General features: G+C 39.0%; 16 protein-coding genes and 1 tRNA gene. 11 read left to right on the top strand and 6 right to left on the bottom strand.

The window, feature by feature from the left end; genetic code table 11:
* The first annotated feature begins 51 nt into the window (after window positions 1-51).
* Window positions 52-624: a hypothetical protein gene (locus ABLC00_RS17370; RefSeq protein ID WP_022576025.1), complete on the top strand. Its 573-nt coding sequence runs from the start codon at window positions 52-54 to the stop codon at window positions 622-624.
* A 65-nt stretch (window positions 625-689) separates the two neighbouring features.
* On the opposite strand, the gene ABLC00_RS17365 is transcribed toward ABLC00_RS17370, so the two are convergent.
* Window positions 690-779, bottom strand: a tRNA-Ser gene (locus ABLC00_RS17365).
* A 118-nt stretch (window positions 780-897) separates the two neighbouring features.
* On the opposite strand from ABLC00_RS17365, the gene ABLC00_RS17360 reads away from it, so the two are divergent.
* A complete protein-coding gene (locus ABLC00_RS17360) occupies window positions 898-2775 on the top strand; it encodes a potassium transporter Kup (RefSeq protein ID WP_006581027.1) in 1878 nt (625 codons plus the stop codon).
* Window positions 2776-2830: 55 nt separating this feature from the next.
* On the opposite strand, the gene ABLC00_RS17355 is transcribed toward ABLC00_RS17360, so the two are convergent.
* Window positions 2831-3250 carry a hypothetical protein gene (locus ABLC00_RS17355; RefSeq protein ID WP_006582510.1) on the bottom strand — a complete coding sequence of 140 codons (420 nt, stop codon included), beginning with the start codon at window positions 3248-3250 and terminating at the stop codon, window positions 2831-2833.
* Between the two features lie 255 nt (window positions 3251-3505).
* Between ABLC00_RS17355 and ABLC00_RS17350 the strand changes: the two genes are divergently transcribed.
* The 3 genes from ABLC00_RS17350 to ABLC00_RS17340 all read left to right on the top strand — a co-directional run bounded on the left by ABLC00_RS17350 (window position 3506) and on the right by ABLC00_RS17340 (window position 5571).
* Entirely contained in the window at window positions 3506-4585 is a 1080-nt protein-coding gene (locus ABLC00_RS17350) for a DNA/RNA non-specific endonuclease (RefSeq protein WP_031953453.1), read from the top strand.
* Between the two features lie 98 nt (window positions 4586-4683).
* A complete protein-coding gene (locus ABLC00_RS17345) occupies window positions 4684-5283 on the top strand; it encodes a LysE family translocator (RefSeq protein WP_006582512.1) in 600 nt (199 codons plus the stop codon).
* Window positions 5284-5328: 45 nt separating this feature from the next.
* Window positions 5329-5571 (top strand): hypothetical protein, encoded by a 243-nt coding sequence (locus ABLC00_RS17340; protein WP_000476056.1) that lies wholly within the window; start codon window positions 5329-5331, stop codon window positions 5569-5571.
* Between the two features lie 223 nt (window positions 5572-5794).
* On the opposite strand, the gene aqpZ is transcribed toward ABLC00_RS17340, so the two are convergent.
* Both aqpZ and ABLC00_RS17330 read right to left on the bottom strand, forming a co-directional pair.
* A complete protein-coding gene (aqpZ, locus tag ABLC00_RS17335; RefSeq protein WP_002052229.1) occupies window positions 5795-6484 on the bottom strand; it encodes an aquaporin Z in 690 nt (229 codons plus the stop codon).
* Window positions 6485-6616: 132 nt separating this feature from the next.
* A complete protein-coding gene (locus ABLC00_RS17330) occupies window positions 6617-7621 on the bottom strand; it encodes an AraC family transcriptional regulator ligand-binding domain-containing protein (protein WP_006582514.1) in 1005 nt (334 codons plus the stop codon).
* Window positions 7622-7730: 109 nt separating this feature from the next.
* On the opposite strand from ABLC00_RS17330, the gene ABLC00_RS17325 reads away from it, so the two are divergent.
* Window positions 7731-8369, top strand: a complete 639-nt coding sequence (locus tag ABLC00_RS17325; RefSeq protein ID WP_006582515.1) for a hypothetical protein — start codon at window positions 7731-7733, stop codon at window positions 8367-8369.
* Between the two features lie 41 nt (window positions 8370-8410).
* Here ABLC00_RS17325 and hisF read toward each other — a convergent pair whose 3' ends face one another.
* Window positions 8411-9169, bottom strand: a complete 759-nt coding sequence (gene hisF, locus ABLC00_RS17320; RefSeq protein ID WP_000880078.1) for an imidazole glycerol phosphate synthase subunit HisF — start codon at window positions 9167-9169, stop codon at window positions 8411-8413.
* Window positions 9170-9281: 112 nt separating this feature from the next.
* On the opposite strand from hisF, the gene ABLC00_RS17315 reads away from it, so the two are divergent.
* The 3 genes from ABLC00_RS17315 to ABLC00_RS17305 are packed head-to-tail and all read left to right on the top strand — an operon-like array spanning window position 9282 to window position 11305.
* A complete protein-coding gene (locus ABLC00_RS17315) occupies window positions 9282-10232 on the top strand; it encodes a homoserine kinase (RefSeq protein ID WP_006582516.1) in 951 nt (316 codons plus the stop codon).
* Between the two features lie 11 nt (window positions 10233-10243).
* Complete coding sequence (locus ABLC00_RS17310; protein ID WP_006582517.1) at window positions 10244-10873, top strand: DUF1294 domain-containing protein; 630 nt, start codon at window positions 10244-10246, stop codon at window positions 10871-10873.
* Window positions 10874-10909: 36 nt separating this feature from the next.
* Window positions 10910-11305, top strand: a complete 396-nt coding sequence (locus ABLC00_RS17305) for a membrane protein (protein ID WP_001088855.1) — start codon at window positions 10910-10912, stop codon at window positions 11303-11305.
* Between the two features lie 32 nt (window positions 11306-11337).
* Here the strand turns inward: ABLC00_RS17305 and ABLC00_RS17300 are convergent, their stop codons facing one another.
* The gene (locus ABLC00_RS17300) at window positions 11338-12240 is read right to left on the bottom strand and encodes a DMT family transporter (RefSeq protein WP_025466880.1); all 903 of its coding nucleotides are present in this window, start codon (window positions 12238-12240) and stop codon (window positions 11338-11340) included.
* 99 nt (window positions 12241-12339) lie between these two features.
* Here ABLC00_RS17300 and ABLC00_RS17295 point away from each other — a divergent pair, with 99 nt between their 5' ends.
* Both ABLC00_RS17295 and ABLC00_RS17290 read left to right on the top strand, forming a co-directional pair.
* Complete coding sequence (locus ABLC00_RS17295) at window positions 12340-12891, top strand: helix-turn-helix domain-containing protein (protein ID WP_006582519.1); 552 nt, start codon at window positions 12340-12342, stop codon at window positions 12889-12891.
* A 182-nt stretch (window positions 12892-13073) separates the two neighbouring features.
* Window positions 13074-14765 (top strand): ABC transporter ATP-binding protein, encoded by a 1692-nt coding sequence (locus tag ABLC00_RS17290; protein WP_006582520.1) that lies wholly within the window; start codon window positions 13074-13076, stop codon window positions 14763-14765.
* Window positions 14766-14813 lie beyond the last annotated feature (48 nt).

The following is a 14813-nucleotide window of genomic DNA, read 5'->3' as shown; positions in this document are numbered from 1 at the left end:
TTAATTCGAGATAACCAATTTTTATTTTCTAAAACTCATGAGATTCAAAGTATGAAAAAACTACTCAGTTTAAGTGCATTAGTATTAGCAACTACATTAACAGGGTGCGCGATCAATTTACCTTTTAACAACCGTCTAAACTATACGTCTGTTTCAGAATTATCAGCTCTGCCAAAAGTGCAAGATACTGTACATATCAAATGGAATCCAGATACTTTCCCTCAACGTATTGATATTCAAGGGGCAGACGGTTTTGTAGGAAGTGCTTCTAGAACACGTATTCCTACAGGCGTAGCTCTATCGAGTCGTATAGAAGAAGCGATTGCTCAGATAGCAAAATTATCACCAAATGGAAGCCCATTAACGATTACGGTTGAAAAGGCTAAATCTGGCTTTGAATACTCAGCTGGTATGTTCAATATTACTCCTGCAATTGATGTGGCAAATGTAACTTTAGTTGCTACCTTTGAATATAAAGGTCAGAAATGGACGAATACATTTAACTCTAAGTTAAAGGATCCAAAAATTGGTGGTACTTCACAAACAGCTTTATTAGATAAAGCGTGGGATGATATTGCTGTACAAGTCGCTAAGGATGTTTCTAAACATTTAGCTAATAACTAAACTTTTAATTTTTATTAAAAATAAAAAAAGACCTAAATCAAAACGATTTAGGTCTTTTTGAATTCTGGCGGTGAGAGAGGGATTCGAACCCTCGATACGCGCAAACGTATACACACTTTCCAGGCGTGCTCCTTCAGCCACTCGGACACCTCACCAAGGCGTGCGATAGTAACTAAAAAATTAGGTTCTGCCAAGATTTAAGACGAGCATTACAGAAAAAAAATAATAGAGGTGATAAGATTGCGCTAAAAATCATATTGGTTTAATTACACAATGCAAAATACGGCCAAAAAAGCGACCTTGCCTGCCACGGCTTTGGCAGCTCTTGGGGTGGTCTTTGGAGACATCGGAACAAGTCCGCTCTATGCCTTGAAAGAGTCCTTCCATGCTGCCCATGGTTTGGGAATTCAGCCTGAAAACGTATTAGGAATTTTATCCATTATTTTTTGGTGCTTAATGCTGATTATCAGCATCAAGTATGTCGCAATTGTCATGCGTGCAGATAACAATGGGGAAGGCGGTATTATGGCCTTACTTGCATTGAATTTGCGTAAAGCAAAAATTGCCGACAACAAAAAAATCTACATGATTGCGATTGGTTTTATTGGGGCATCACTGTTCTTTGGTGACGGTATTATTACCCCAGCCATTTCGGTATTGTCTGCGGTCGAAGGGTTGTCTATTGCAACCAACGTTTTTGACCCGTTCATTATGCCAATTGCAATTGCCATTATTGTGACGTTATTTTTAGTTCAAAAACATGGTACGGCCTTTGTAGGTAAGTTCTTTGGTCCAATTACGCTTGTGTGGTTTATCTCTTTAGGTGCATTAGGCCTTCATAGCGTCATTCAAACACCGATTGTACTCGGCATGTTTAGTCCACATTGGGCAATTCAGTTTATCTACCATCATCCAGTCATGACGTTTTTTGTGATGGGTGCTGTGGTGCTAACAGTAACAGGTGGTGAAGCGCTCTATGCCGACATGGGGCATTTTGGACCTGTTCCGATTCGTCTTGCGTGGTTCTTTGTGGTGTTGCCATGCTTGGTTTTAAACTATGCAGGACAAGGCGCATTGTTACTTCGTGACCCTGCGGCAATTGAAAACCCGTTCTATCTACTGGTACCGCAGTGGGCACTTTACCCAATGATTATTATGGCGACCATGGCAACAGTGATTGCCTCTCAAGCTGTAATTTCTGGGGTATTCTCTCTTGCTCGCCAAGCGATTCAATTGGGTTATTTACCACGTTTAAGTATTAAACATACTTCTGAGTCTGAAGAAGGTCAGATCTATGTGCCGTTCTTAAACTGGTTACTTTTAATCGCAATTATTATCTTAATTCTGATTTTCAAAACCAGCTCAAACTTGGCAAGTGCTTATGGTTTAGCAGTGACCTTAACCATGTTGTGTGACACGATTTTGGTTTCCATCTTTATCTACTCAGCGTGGAAATGGAGCTGGCCAAAAGTGGTGTTACTGATTATTCCATTCTTTATTTTAGAGTCGGTTTTAGTCGCAGCAACTTCACTTAAAGTGTTGTCAGGCGGTTGGGTGCCATTACTCATTGGTGGTATTGCAGTCACTATCTTGATGACATGGAAACGTGGCCGTGAGCTTACTTTTGCTAAGCTTGAACACGATACTTTGTCGCTCGATTTGTTTGTAAAAAGTATTGGTAATAGCGTGCACTGGGTACCGGGTGATGCCGTGTTTATGACAGGTACGCCAAACGTTGTACCGCATGCCATGCTACATAACATTAAGCACAACAAAGTACTGCATCAGCGTAATATCTTGGTCACTGTGGTGATTGAAGATGTACCTTTTGTTGCACCAGAAGAGCGTATTACAACAGAAGCTTTAGCTGAACATTTCTACCGTATTAAAATTTTCTACGGCTTTAAAGATGAAATGAATGTACCGAAAGCACTTATGCAAGCTTATGAGCAGTTAGGTCTTGAATATGACTTAATGCATATCAGCTTCTTTATTTCGCGCGATCGTATTGTTCACTCGGTGGGTGATGGTATGTCGCCGTGGAGAGAAAAACTGTTTATTTCGATGCAACGTAATACCAGTCCGGTGAGTGACTTCTATCAAATTCCAACCAACCGTGTGGTGGAGTTAGGTAGTCAAATCGAAATATAGAAATTTGATGTAATAAAAAACCAAGACGTAAGTCTTGGTTTTTTTATGGCTCTGATTATTGAGCTTGTGGCATAGGTGCATCTGCTGGCAATGCACCATCTTTTGCCATTGGGTCTGCTGACTGGTTAGGGTTAGCCGGTGGTGGCGGTGTATTTGGGTCTTGTGGTGCTGGAGCAGCCATTTCACCGCCCGCAGGAGGTGCTGGTGGTACATCTGCAGGAGGAGCCGGCGGTACATCGGCTGGAATAGGAGCACCTGTAGGAGCAGCACCTGTTGGGGCAGCAGAAACAGGTTGTACTTGACCACTTTTAACTAAATCACTAATAGAGCCAGGTTGGCCATTGACGGTTGTAGTCACTTTTACTTTAGATAAACTTTCTAAAGTCTCACCGGGTTGGACCGCAGGTTCAGCTAAGGCTGCCATACTGCACAGTCCAGCAATTACGCCAATACCAATAATCTTTGAATGGATCATTAAATGGACTCCGTTTATATTTTTATCCAAATTTGTGGAGCTAACCATGTCATAAGCGATTGGTCGTTTTCAATGAAAGATACGCAATTAACCCAATTCAATAGTGAAAGTTCCTCACAAGGCCAACAAACTGTTACCGAACAAGAAATAGAGTTACAAAAAAGATGACCATGTTTTAACCATTTGAAAGTTAAGCGATATACTTAAAAAAGCAGGATTGTTAAGCTGCATATGGACAGTGGTATTGATAGAAACATGGCAAGTAAAAAACGTAGTACAGGTACAAATTCATTCTCTCTAAGTCAGCATTTTGGCAAGATTATTCTTGCTTGTGTTGCTGCTGGAAGTTTTGCAATTGCTTTTGGAAGTGAAAAGATTTCACAGTGGTTTTCGCCCTTAAGTACCAACTCGACTTGTCTCAATCAGTTTTATCGCGAAATTCCTCCTGCTTTAAATAAAGAAAGTTTAAAAAAAGACAGTTATCCGCTGTGCTTTAATGGCTTCAATGTTTTGTACTCGGGGATGTCTAAAACGCCGTTATGGTCAGCTGAATATCTTAGTCCTGAACGTTTAAGCACTAAAATTAAACGTGAAGATAATTTCCACGAAGAAACACGTGTTCCTGAGCGCCACCGTTCACTTTTAAGCGATTATCGTGGCTCAGGCTATGACCGTGGACATATGTCACCAAATGGCGATATGCCGACTAAGGACTCGCAGTTCGATAGTTTTTCGCTGAGTAACATGGTTCCACAGGCACCCAAAAATAATCAGGAAGTTTGGCGTAAGCTTGAAGATGCCACTCGTGCAGTGGTTACTAAGCAAAAGCAAGATGCATATGTTGTGACAGGACCAATCTTTGAAGGTCAACGACTCAAAACGATTGGACGTGGTGTTATTGTTCCAAGCGCAGTGTATAAGGCTGTGTATTATCCTAAAACAGGTGCAATTGGCGCTTACTATGCACCAAATAACAACTCGCAACAGGTTAAGGTTGTGAGTGTTTGTTATTTAGAGGAAAAGTTAGGAATTAACCTGTTTCCTCAGTTAACTGAACAACAAAAACGTAATGTTTATCGTCTGCCGTTAATATCGAGTCAAGTTAAGCCAAACCAGAAGTTAGACTATTTACACTGGGATGGAGAAAGCCAGTGTGAACAAGACTTAAGTGCAGATCAGATCCACGCATTACAAGACCAGTTTAAAAAGCAGAAAAGCACGTCTTCTGAGCCTATGGAATCTAAAGTTCCAAGTATTGATGAAGAAACCAGAAAAGCCATTGTGAAACAGCTAGTAGAAGCTTTGGTGAACTATTTCTTGCAAATCATCAAATAAATCGTTTGCAGGCATTGTCGTACAGTTCTTATTCAATACAATAAGATGAATATACAGATCTGTCTATTCATCTATTTATTCAAATAAGGACAATAACAATGTTTGCCTCGATGTTTCTTTTTTCTTTTGCGATGTCGATTACCCCAGGTCCCGTCAATACCGTTATTTTATCAACCAGCTTAAATCATGGTTTAAAAAGATCACTTCCCTATATTTCAGGTGCCACGATTGGTTTTACCTTGCTTTTAATATTTATGGCGTTTGGGCTGCAAAGTGTATTAACCCAATTTCCTGTTGTCTTAAAAATTCTTGCCATTTGTGGAACGCTATTTGTTTGTTATATCGGAATAAAAATTATTCTTTCTGCAGCAAATATTTCTATTTCTAGTGTTTCACTAGAACAGATGATCATTCCCAATTTTAAAGATGGCTTCTTGTTACAGTGGCTGAACCCTAAAGCATGGTTGGCTTGTGTGTCGGGCATTACCATGTTTACTAGCATTGAAAACCCGCAGTCGTTGCCGATCTTTATTATTATTTATTTCTTCACCTGCTATGCATGCTTGTTCTTTTGGGGATTCTGTGGTGATAAATTTTCAGTGCTACTCAATCACGGCAACCGTTTGAAATATTTTAATATCTTGATGGGTGCTTTTTTAATTTTATCGGCACTTTTAATTTTGATTGATTTTTTATAGATTGGTCGTATTACACTATCAACATATAACAACGAGACAACACTTATGTTTAAGCCATTTGAAAAGGGTACAGAGTCTTCTTCAATTGAAGATTTAACATTAGAAAATGATGTCGATTGCGTGAGCATTTATGGCAATTTGCAAATTACCAAAGACAAAGTTGGGTTAGAGCAGGCAAAAGCACTACAGAGCTTTTTAAATGATGTGGTTGCAGCTTTGGAAAAAGAAGAATTGCCTGAGAAAATTGAACGTCCAGCTGAACAAGAAGTGAATAATCCGTTTTTATAATTTATACATTTTATGTGTGATGTTTAGCATAGTCATGTTGCCATACAGTCTTTAGTACCACGTTAGGTCTTATTGAGTTTGCATAGACATTTCTTACTTTTGAAAGACCAAAAGTAAGCAAAAGTCTTTGTTGATCAGAGGGTACTTCCGTGTACCCCTGCTCAACAGGTGACATCCATGTCACCCCACCGCGATAGCATATTAAGGCTATAGATATAAAGAATTAATCCTTGTCTCCAGCAACTACCTTATAAATAATTGCACCAATCACAGCACCTAAAATCGGCGCTACCCAGAACAACCACAGCTGACTTAAAGCACCAGTTTGAGCAAAGAATGCAACACCTGTACTACGTGCAGGGTTCACAGAAGTGTTTGTAACCGGAATACTGATTAAGTGAATAAGCGTTAATGCAAGACCAATCGCAATAGGTGCAAAACCAGCAGGCGCACGACCATGTGTTGATCCTAAAATAACAATCAAGAAGAACGCAGTAAGTACCACTTCAATAATAAAAGCAGAACCTAAACCAAATTTATTTGGCGATAAATCACCAAAACCATTGGTTGCAAACCCGCCCACACCAGTAAAGCCAGCTTGACCTTGAGCGATAATATAAAGAACAAATGCAGCAGCAGTCGCACCAACCACTTGCGCAACAATATATGGAATTAAATCTTTAACATCGAAACGGCCACCGACCCAAAGACCGACACTGACCGCGGGGTTAAAATGTCCACCAGAGATATGCCCTAGAGCATAAGCACCAGTGAGTACGGTTAAACCAAAGGCAAGGGCTACACCTGCAAAGCCAATACCAAGTTCAGGGAAAGCTGCGGCTAACACTGCGCTACCACAACCACCAAAGACTAGCCAAAACGTACCTAGGAATTCAGCAAAATATTTATTCATTGTGATTACTCATCTATTGATCTATTTTTTAATTAATGTGAAATATGTCACAAAAAATTAAGCATGTGACTATATGAAATTTTTGTTTTCAGTGTTGTTTTAATCAAGAAAAGATTTGTAAGTTTTGGTAGGTTATTCTTTGTCTAAAAATTGATCTCTCCATTGTTGCGGTGTTTGATTGGTCCAATGCTTAAATGCTCTTTGAAATGCGCTTTGTTCTGAATAACACAGCAAAAGTGCAATCTCTTGTAGGCTTAAATGCGGATCTTTTAAATACTCGGTTGCGAGCATAAAGCGTACTTGCTGAACACGTTCCTGAAAGGTGGTGTTCTGCTGTTGTAAATGCCGTTGAAGTTGCCGAACAGACAAGCCTAATTGCTTGGCAATATATTCAATTTGGTACTGATTTTTTTGTAAGCCAGTCAAAATTGAATGCTGTAAACGTTGATCAAGTTGAGTCGAATTGGGTAACTGTTCTAAAAGTGCTTGTGCTTGCTGAACCAATAGCTGCTGTAGAGTGTGGTCAGCGCTGCTAAGCGGTTTATGAATTTCAGTAATTGGAATAAGTAACTCTGTACGGGGCTGGCTAAAACGAACAGGGCATTGAAAGTACTGCTCGTAAATCCTGATATTTTTAGGGGCAGCATTTAAGAAACGTACTTCATGTAAGTGTACATCTTCATGAGACATAAAAAGACGTAAGAATTGAATCACCAGTGCAATCGCGATTTCATCGGTAAGTTGAGTCGGGTGTAACTCAGTCGCTTCCCAGCGAATAGAGCCATATTGACCTTGTAACTCGACTACTAAAGGACTTCCGTCATAAATTAGGCGGTGAAAGTCATGATAGCGAATTAAAGCTTCACCTAAGTTATCGCAAGAGAGAGCAAGGTAGGCAATAATCCCTAAGTGTTTGGGTTGCACATATTTGGCAATTTCTAGCCCTAAACCCGGCTTCGGGTCGAGTTTATAAATGACTTCTAATAGATCACGCCAAACCACATAGTCAAAGCGTTCCAGATTTTGTATTTGTTCTAATTGTTCCGGAATAGCTAAGCCATTAGCTTCGCAATAAGCTTTTAATAGATGTCCTAGTCCTCCATATACCGAGCCGGTATAATTTTTTAGTTGTGGCATCCCTGACCACCTCTTTCTTGTCGTGATTTGTCAATGAAACCATAAATTCTGGTCAATACCTAGCATAGCGAATTTTATATTCTAAATAAAAAGAAAAAGGAGTAAGGCGATGCTAAAAGGGTTTATTGCAGGAATTGCAGTTGCGAATGCATTTGAATGGGTGGCGCATAAATATATTTTGCATGGTGTACACCGTGCTGGACAACCGCGTTATAGCCCAGTACCAAGAAGCATGGAGTCCCATTGGGCACACCATCGTGAAGTCTGTAAACAACAATTTCATGATGATTGCTATGTTGAAGGTGTTAGTAACTGGCGTACTAAAAATGAGTTAATTTCACTTGCTGTGGTGGCAACCGTTTCAAGTGCAATGTTTTACCCATTTTCAAAAGGTATGGCGCTTGCAGCTTGGTATAGTGCAGGAAATTATTACTATATTCATCGCCGTGCACATTTAGAGCCTGACTGGGCAAAGCGTAAAATTCCGTGGCATTACGACCACCATATGAACTCGAACCAAGACGCCAACTGGTGCGTGACCAAACCTTGGTTTGATTATGTGATGGGAACACGAGTGGTGTCTTCGGCAGACCTAAAAGAACAAAACCCTTTGGGGATAAGGTTGCCTACTATGCTTGCTAGACCACTCTCTCAAGCTGTAGAAAAAATTTTCCCTGCAAAATGGGTCGAGAAAAAAGAAAAGCCTCAACTCGTTAGTGATATCAATATGGTCGATGGCGCTGCATAAAAAAATAAAGGGGCATATTGCCCCTTTAAATATAAATAAGCTTACAAGCGCATTTCGATGCCTTGTTCAGCTAAATATTGTTTAGCTTCTGGAATCGTATATTGGCCAAAGTGGAAAATACTTGCTGCCAATACTGCATCGGCACCACCTTGTAAAATACCGTCTGCAAGGTGTTGTAAGTTACCTACACCGCCTGAGGCAATCGTTGGAATAGTCACGCGGTCATTAATGGCACGCATTAAAGCAATATCGTAACCTGCTTTAGTGCCGTCGGCGTCCATACTGGTAATGAGTAACTCACCCGCACCGTAGTCAGCCATTTTTACAGCCCATTCAATCGCATCAATACCCGTTGGTTTACGGCCACCGTGAGTAAAGATTTCCCATTTGTTGTCGCCAGTTTTTTTAGCATCAATCGCAACCACAATACATTGCGCGCCAAAATGCTGTGAGGCTTCTTGAACAAATTCAGGGTTAAATACGGCAGCCGAGTTAATACTCACTTTGTCTGCACCGGCATTTAATAACGCACGAATATCTTCAACCTTACGTACTCCACCACCGACAGTTAAGGGCACGAATACAGTCTCGGCCATACGTTCAACAGTACGGTAAGTGGTATCGCGGCCATGATGTGTAGCGGTAATGTCTAAGAAAGTAATTTCGTCTGCACCTTGTTCGTTATAGCGACGTGCCACTTCAACAGGGTCGCCTGCATCACGAATATCGAGGAATTGAACGCCTTTAACTACGCGTCCGTTATCAACGTCTAGGCAAGGAATAATACGTTTAGCAAGCATAGCTTTTTCCAAAAATAATCGCCGTTGGTGAAAGTTCCTACACAGGCGCTACACCTTCATGGAGGGAAGAGGTATTCTATCAAACTTCACAGATGTTTTTTGCAGGTTTTCCATGTCGGTTTATACCCCGTTGAGTTTAGATGAAGTTCGCACCTTTGCTGCACCTTATGGATTAGAGGTGTTGGAGCTGAACCCAATTCAGGGAGGTATTCAAAACACCAATTATTTTTTGGTAGATGCAAACCGCAAACAATATGTATTGACTGTATTTGAAGAGTTAGATGCCAAAGGGGCGGGCGAACTCATTCCGGTACTTGAACAATTAGGCACTCATGATGTACCCGTTGCCGTGCCATTAAAACATAGCGGCCAAGCGGTTCACGTTATTGCAGAAAAGCCTGCACAGATTGCACCACGCTTAATGGGACACCATCCCATGCAAACCACAGTAGCACAAGTTGCGGCAATTGCAGATGCACAAGCGAAACTGCATGTGGCTTTACAAGATTTTCCGCTTGAGCGTGAATATCGACGCGATCATCAATACTGGACAGGCGTTGCAGAGCAGCTTAAGCCAAATATGTCTCAAGATGACCAAGCTTTACTTGAGCAGGTTTATCAAGCTTTCAATGCGAAAACAGCACAGTATTCGAACCGACCAACAGGTTTTATTCATTCAGACTTGTTCCGCGACAATACATTGTTTGAAGGTGATCAATTACAAGGTATCTTAGATTTTTACGAGTTAAATCAAGATGAATTACTGTTTGATATTGCGATTACCATCAATGATTTTTGTACCGAATATCCAGCAGCACATTTAAACACAGACAAAGTGGCAGCTTACTTAGCGGCATACCAAAAAGTTCGAGTGCTTACTTCAGATGAACTTGAATGTTTAGATGTATTCTTAGCAATGGCAGCGTGCCGTTTCTGGTCAATGCGTTTGCAAGTTGCTCAAAAAAATAAAGAAGAAGGACGTACAGGCGACGACATTTTGCAAAAAGATCCGCAAGAAATGCGAGCAATGATGCAAGACCGTTTAAGTCATGTAAAAGCATAAAAGGAATAAAGATGCGAGATCAGGGGCGTTTAGTCGAATGGTTCGACGAAAAGGGTTATGGCTTTATTCAGCCGGATGATGCTGAAAAAGAGCGAGTCTTTTTGCATATCAAAGATTTTGCACGCCCCGGTCCTCGGCCAATTATTGGCTGTGCACTAGAATATTTGGTCATTTTGGATGAACGAGGCCGTTTTCGTGCCCAGCAAGTCACTTATTTGAAGGCATCTCAAACTCGTAAAGTTTCTAAGTCAACAAAAACAGAATCTTCATTTCAAGCAAAACCATGGTCTGCTATGCAAATGGGGATCGTATTTTATTTTGTTTTAATGGGCATTATGAGCTTTATGCATGTTCTGCCAGCTTATACTTTATTGTTTATCTTAATGATGAATGTCTTAAGTTATTGGCTATATTCACAAGATAAAGAGGCTGCACAACTAGGCAATCGCCGTGTTCCTGAACAGACTTTGCACATTGTAAGTTTTTTAGGAGGCTGGCCAGCTGCGTGGTGGGCACAACAAAAACTGAGACATAAAACACAAAAACAACCATTTCGTAAGATTTATTTTTGTACCATATTCTTTCATTTACTTTTGATTTTGTGGCTAATTTCTCCTTTAAACGTTTTGCGGGGATCATAAAAGTAAATTGTTTTATTACACTTGAGAGGTATAAAAATGAATAGTTCTATCGACCAAGATCCAAATCGTACTTTAACACTTATTTTGTATGTACTTTATATTGTTGCCATTTTTACGGGCGGTTTACTTGCGATTATTGCTTTAATTATTAACTACGTAAAACGTTCCGATGTACAAGGTTCAATTTTTGCGAGCCACTTTACATGGCAAATCAGAACATTCTGGTGGTATTTGGCTTGGAATATTATTGCCTTTTTGCCGTTTATTTTCTTGTTCTTTACAGGCGAAAATACCGATCTATTTGCAGGCGTTGCGATCTCTTCAACCGTATTCTGTGTAGGTGTCATTGCCGCGGCATGGATCTGGATTGTATATCGTGCCATTCGCGGCTTGATTGCATTAAACGATAACCGCCCGATGTACCAACCTTAATAAATAAAAAAGAGAGCGTTAAGCTCTCTTTTTTATTCTCGAACTCTTTTATTTTTCTTAAGCGGTAGCTTAAGTTTTAGCTCACTGACTAAGACACCTAACACCACTAAAGCACCGCCAAAAAGAGCAATAACTGGTAAACGCTCACCTGCAATTCGGCCAATAATTCCTGCCCAAACAGGTTCTCCTGCATAAATAATTGCAGCACGTGAAGGGTCAACCATACGCTGAGCCCAGTTCATTACAAATTGAATCAGTGCGCTTGCTAAACCTAATGTAACAGCTGTAAGTACAAGCGGCCATGAAAATGCTGGAATTGTGTGTTCACCCACCATAGGCATAATGGCAAAAGAAAGTAGAGATGCGACAGCGAGCTGAATGATGGTTACACGGCGTAAATTTACCTTGCCAGCAAAGTAACTAATAAAAATAATTTCCAAAGCAATCGCAACTGAGCCAAGTACTGTTAAAAGCTGCCCAAAACTTAATGAAATTTGCTCAAAACCATTCCCTGTCAATAAAACAAGACCAGTAAAAGCTAGAGCTGCACCCACCCAAGTCATGGCATGTGGTGTCTTTCTAAAGATGAGCCACATTAAAATAGGAACAAGCGGAACATAAAGCGCCGTTAAAAAAGCCGATTCACTACTCGGAATGGTTTGCAGGCCAATTGTTTGAGTTCCATAGCCGCCCACAATGACTAGACCAATCACACTACCAGCACCTAAGTCTTTTAACGTAACGCCTTTCATGCTTTTGAATGAAATAAGCAATAACGTTAGTGCTGCTACAGCAAAGCGGCAGCCTACAAAAAACATAGGCGATGTAAAATTCAGTGCATATTGCACAGTAAGAAATGTTCCGCCCCAAATCATAGTAATCAAAACGAGTGCTAACTGTGGGGCTTTGCTTGAACTCAAAGAAATTGGTGACATACTCAAAATTAGAATGAATTGTGCAATATACTGCACATATTGCGCTATTCTTCTGTTTTGTGCAATATATTGCTCAAATTTTCTTTGCTAACCTATTCTATGAGCCAGTCGAGTACCGTTTTACAGCACGTAGGCACAAATATTCGTTCATTAAGAGATGAGCGTGGTTTAAGCCAACAGGAATTAGCAGACCAGGCGGGTGTAAGTAGACGTACTATTGCTGCTTTAGAGACAGGACAAGTCAATATCAGCCTAGCTAAGCTCGATGCGATTGCGATAGTGTTGGGCGTAAACTTTAGAACGATTGTAAGTGCACCAGAGCATAAAGAACATGCGTTGGTTAATGTACTTGCTTGGCAAGGCGAAAAAGAAGAAAGCAAAGCAACTTTACTAGCTTCAGTTCCATCCCACAGCCAAGTTGAGCTTTGGACATGGTCTTTGGCAGTAGGGGAGTCTTATATTGCTGAAGCGGACCCAGAAGGGTGGCAAGAGCTTATTTATGTATTAGAAGGTGAGCTAACCATACAATTTGCAGATAGCTCAAAAACCATAGCTGCCGGTTCTTCAATTATATATGCCAGTTCAGTAACTTACACTTATATTAATAGTGGTAATCAAGTGCTTAAATTTATTCGTAATGTGGTGTATTAACTTTAAAGTCTTTTCAAAATTATATGAAGAATTTGGTTTTATATAGTGAATTTATCTTATTTAAAAATTTGAAAATCTAATTTTAAACAAAAAACATGAAGAACAATAAATAAGACAAGTTATGATATTTCTTATGTAATGAAATTATTTTTAACTCGTTTTAATAGAAAAAAGATAGATAAATGAAGTTTTTATTAAGTTCGCAAGATATTCAGAACTATAAATTTATATGGAATATTTCTAAAGAAAACTATAAGAAACAAAGAAGTAGTATGTTTCTTATGTTTTTATTAGTGGTATTTGCGGCATTTTTTACGACTTTATTGCCATACTTGCTAAAAATTATTATCGATTATTCTGCACACGAATATAATTTTTTACTCAATATTCAACTCCCATTTAATTTTTTATATCTACTTGTAGTTGCCTACGCGACCGCATGGTTAGTCAATGAGTTATGCCATTGGACACAAAATATTTTTGGGGCTTATTTGATGGTCGATTTCAAAGGATCATTAATTTCTGCAGGATTGAAAAATTATTTAAATCTTAAAAAAGATGCACAAGATCAAATTGAGGCTGGAACAGTAATGAGTGATCTTGAAAGAGGAAGTACTGCTTTTGGTGAGATTAATTTAACGTTAACTTTTTATTTAGGACCAATTATTTTTCAATTGGTGATGATTTTTGCGGTTTTGTTTACAACCATTAGTTTACTTTTCAGTATTAGCTTTTTATTGGTCGCTATTATTATTTTTATTGTTTCTTTTCATATAAATAAAAGAAGTAGTTCACTATTCGATGCCATGTATGAAAAAGACAATTTAGTGAATAGTCATTTAATACATCAAATATCTAACTCCTATGAAATTAAAGTAAAAAATGCAGTGCCGTTTCAGTTATCAAAATTTAATGACACTCTAAATTTATATATCAAAACTGCAAAAGATAGGAATAAGAAAATAGGATTATTGATGATTTCTCAGTTGTTTATGATCTTTCTATTCTTACTTATTTTTATGTTATTTACCGTATTTCTTTCAACTGACAAGCAATTGACAGCTGGGGCTTTCGTATTGATAAGTACTTATATTATTCAACTCACCAATCCATTTTTGGCTGTTTCCCAAAGTTTGATGCGGTTAAATGGCAACTTTGTGGCTTTAGCAAAATACCGACAGTATTTTAATCTCAAGAAAGAGCAATATACATCATCTACCATTCAACATTCTGAAGTCTTATTCCAATTTACAAATGCTAAATTTTTGTTAGGAAAAAGGGCAGTAGATCATTTTAATTTAACAATCTTGGCTAATAAAACGTATGTCGTGATTGGCCAAACAGGGCTAGGTAAAACTTCTCTGATGAATTATTTAATGGGGGTATATCAAATTCAGTCAGGGCAGCTTTTTTATAAAAATATCGATATTAGTCATAATTTTTCTAAGCATATTTTTGATGAAGTGGTCTATGTTGCCCAGCAACCTGTTATTTTCCCTTATTCTTTAAGAGAAAATTTGATTTATAACTCTCAGCATATATATGAAGATTCTTACTTAATTCAGATGCTTGAGCAGTTTAACCTATCGCATATTTTGAAAAAGCATCAGTTAACGCTCGATGATGACCTCACTGAAATTTATAAGAATTTTTCAGGGGGAGAAAAGCAAAGGATTTGTATCCTTCGAGGTCTATTAGCACGCCCACAACTCATTATATTAGATGAACCGACCGCAGCTTTAGACCTAGATACTGCAAGAGATATACTTGCATATATTCAGCAAGTCGTTCCATCTGTGGTTATGATTACGCATTCACCTTATGCAATGGAACTGGCAGATGAGGTGATCGATTTAGAAAAACTATTAAATTAGAAATGATTAAAATAAAAAAGAGCCTAAAGCGGCTCTTTTTTACATCTT

This window comes from Acinetobacter nosocomialis (assembly GCF_041021905.1).
Lineage (GTDB): Bacteria > Pseudomonadota > Gammaproteobacteria > Pseudomonadales > Moraxellaceae > Acinetobacter > Acinetobacter nosocomialis.
Note: the sequence above shows the minus strand (reverse complement) of the source record. Positions and strands in the feature narration are given on the sequence as shown.

Excerpts from the sequence above, each read along its gene's own strand:
- ABLC00_RS17370 (WP_022576025.1), top strand. The coding sequence starts at position 52 with ATGAAAAAACTACTCAGTTTAAGTGCATTAGTATTAGCAACTACATTA.
- ABLC00_RS17360 (WP_006581027.1), top strand. The coding sequence starts at position 898 with ATGCAAAATACGGCCAAAAAAGCGACCTTGCCTGCCACGGCTTTGGCA.
- ABLC00_RS17355 (WP_006582510.1), bottom strand. The coding sequence starts at position 3,250 with ATGATCCATTCAAAGATTATTGGTATTGGCGTAATTGCTGGACTGTGC.
- ABLC00_RS17350 (WP_031953453.1), top strand. The coding sequence starts at position 3,506 with ATGGCAAGTAAAAAACGTAGTACAGGTACAAATTCATTCTCTCTAAGT.
- ABLC00_RS17345 (WP_006582512.1), top strand. The coding sequence starts at position 4,684 with ATGTTTGCCTCGATGTTTCTTTTTTCTTTTGCGATGTCGATTACCCCA.
- ABLC00_RS17340 (WP_000476056.1), top strand. The coding sequence starts at position 5,329 with ATGTTTAAGCCATTTGAAAAGGGTACAGAGTCTTCTTCAATTGAAGAT.
- aqpZ (WP_002052229.1), bottom strand. The coding sequence starts at position 6,484 with ATGAATAAATATTTTGCTGAATTCCTAGGTACGTTTTGGCTAGTCTTT.
- ABLC00_RS17330 (WP_006582514.1), bottom strand. The coding sequence starts at position 7,621 with ATGCCACAACTAAAAAATTATACCGGCTCGGTATATGGAGGACTAGGA.
- ABLC00_RS17325 (WP_006582515.1), top strand. The coding sequence starts at position 7,731 with ATGCTAAAAGGGTTTATTGCAGGAATTGCAGTTGCGAATGCATTTGAA.
- hisF (WP_000880078.1), bottom strand. The coding sequence starts at position 9,169 with ATGCTTGCTAAACGTATTATTCCTTGCCTAGACGTTGATAACGGACGC.
- ABLC00_RS17315 (WP_006582516.1), top strand. The coding sequence starts at position 9,282 with ATGTCGGTTTATACCCCGTTGAGTTTAGATGAAGTTCGCACCTTTGCT.
- ABLC00_RS17310 (WP_006582517.1), top strand. The coding sequence starts at position 10,244 with ATGCGAGATCAGGGGCGTTTAGTCGAATGGTTCGACGAAAAGGGTTAT.
- ABLC00_RS17305 (WP_001088855.1), top strand. The coding sequence starts at position 10,910 with ATGAATAGTTCTATCGACCAAGATCCAAATCGTACTTTAACACTTATT.
- ABLC00_RS17300 (WP_025466880.1), bottom strand. The coding sequence starts at position 12,240 with ATGTCACCAATTTCTTTGAGTTCAAGCAAAGCCCCACAGTTAGCACTC.
- ABLC00_RS17295 (WP_006582519.1), top strand. The coding sequence starts at position 12,340 with ATGAGCCAGTCGAGTACCGTTTTACAGCACGTAGGCACAAATATTCGT.
- ABLC00_RS17290 (WP_006582520.1), top strand. The coding sequence starts at position 13,074 with ATGAAGTTTTTATTAAGTTCGCAAGATATTCAGAACTATAAATTTATA.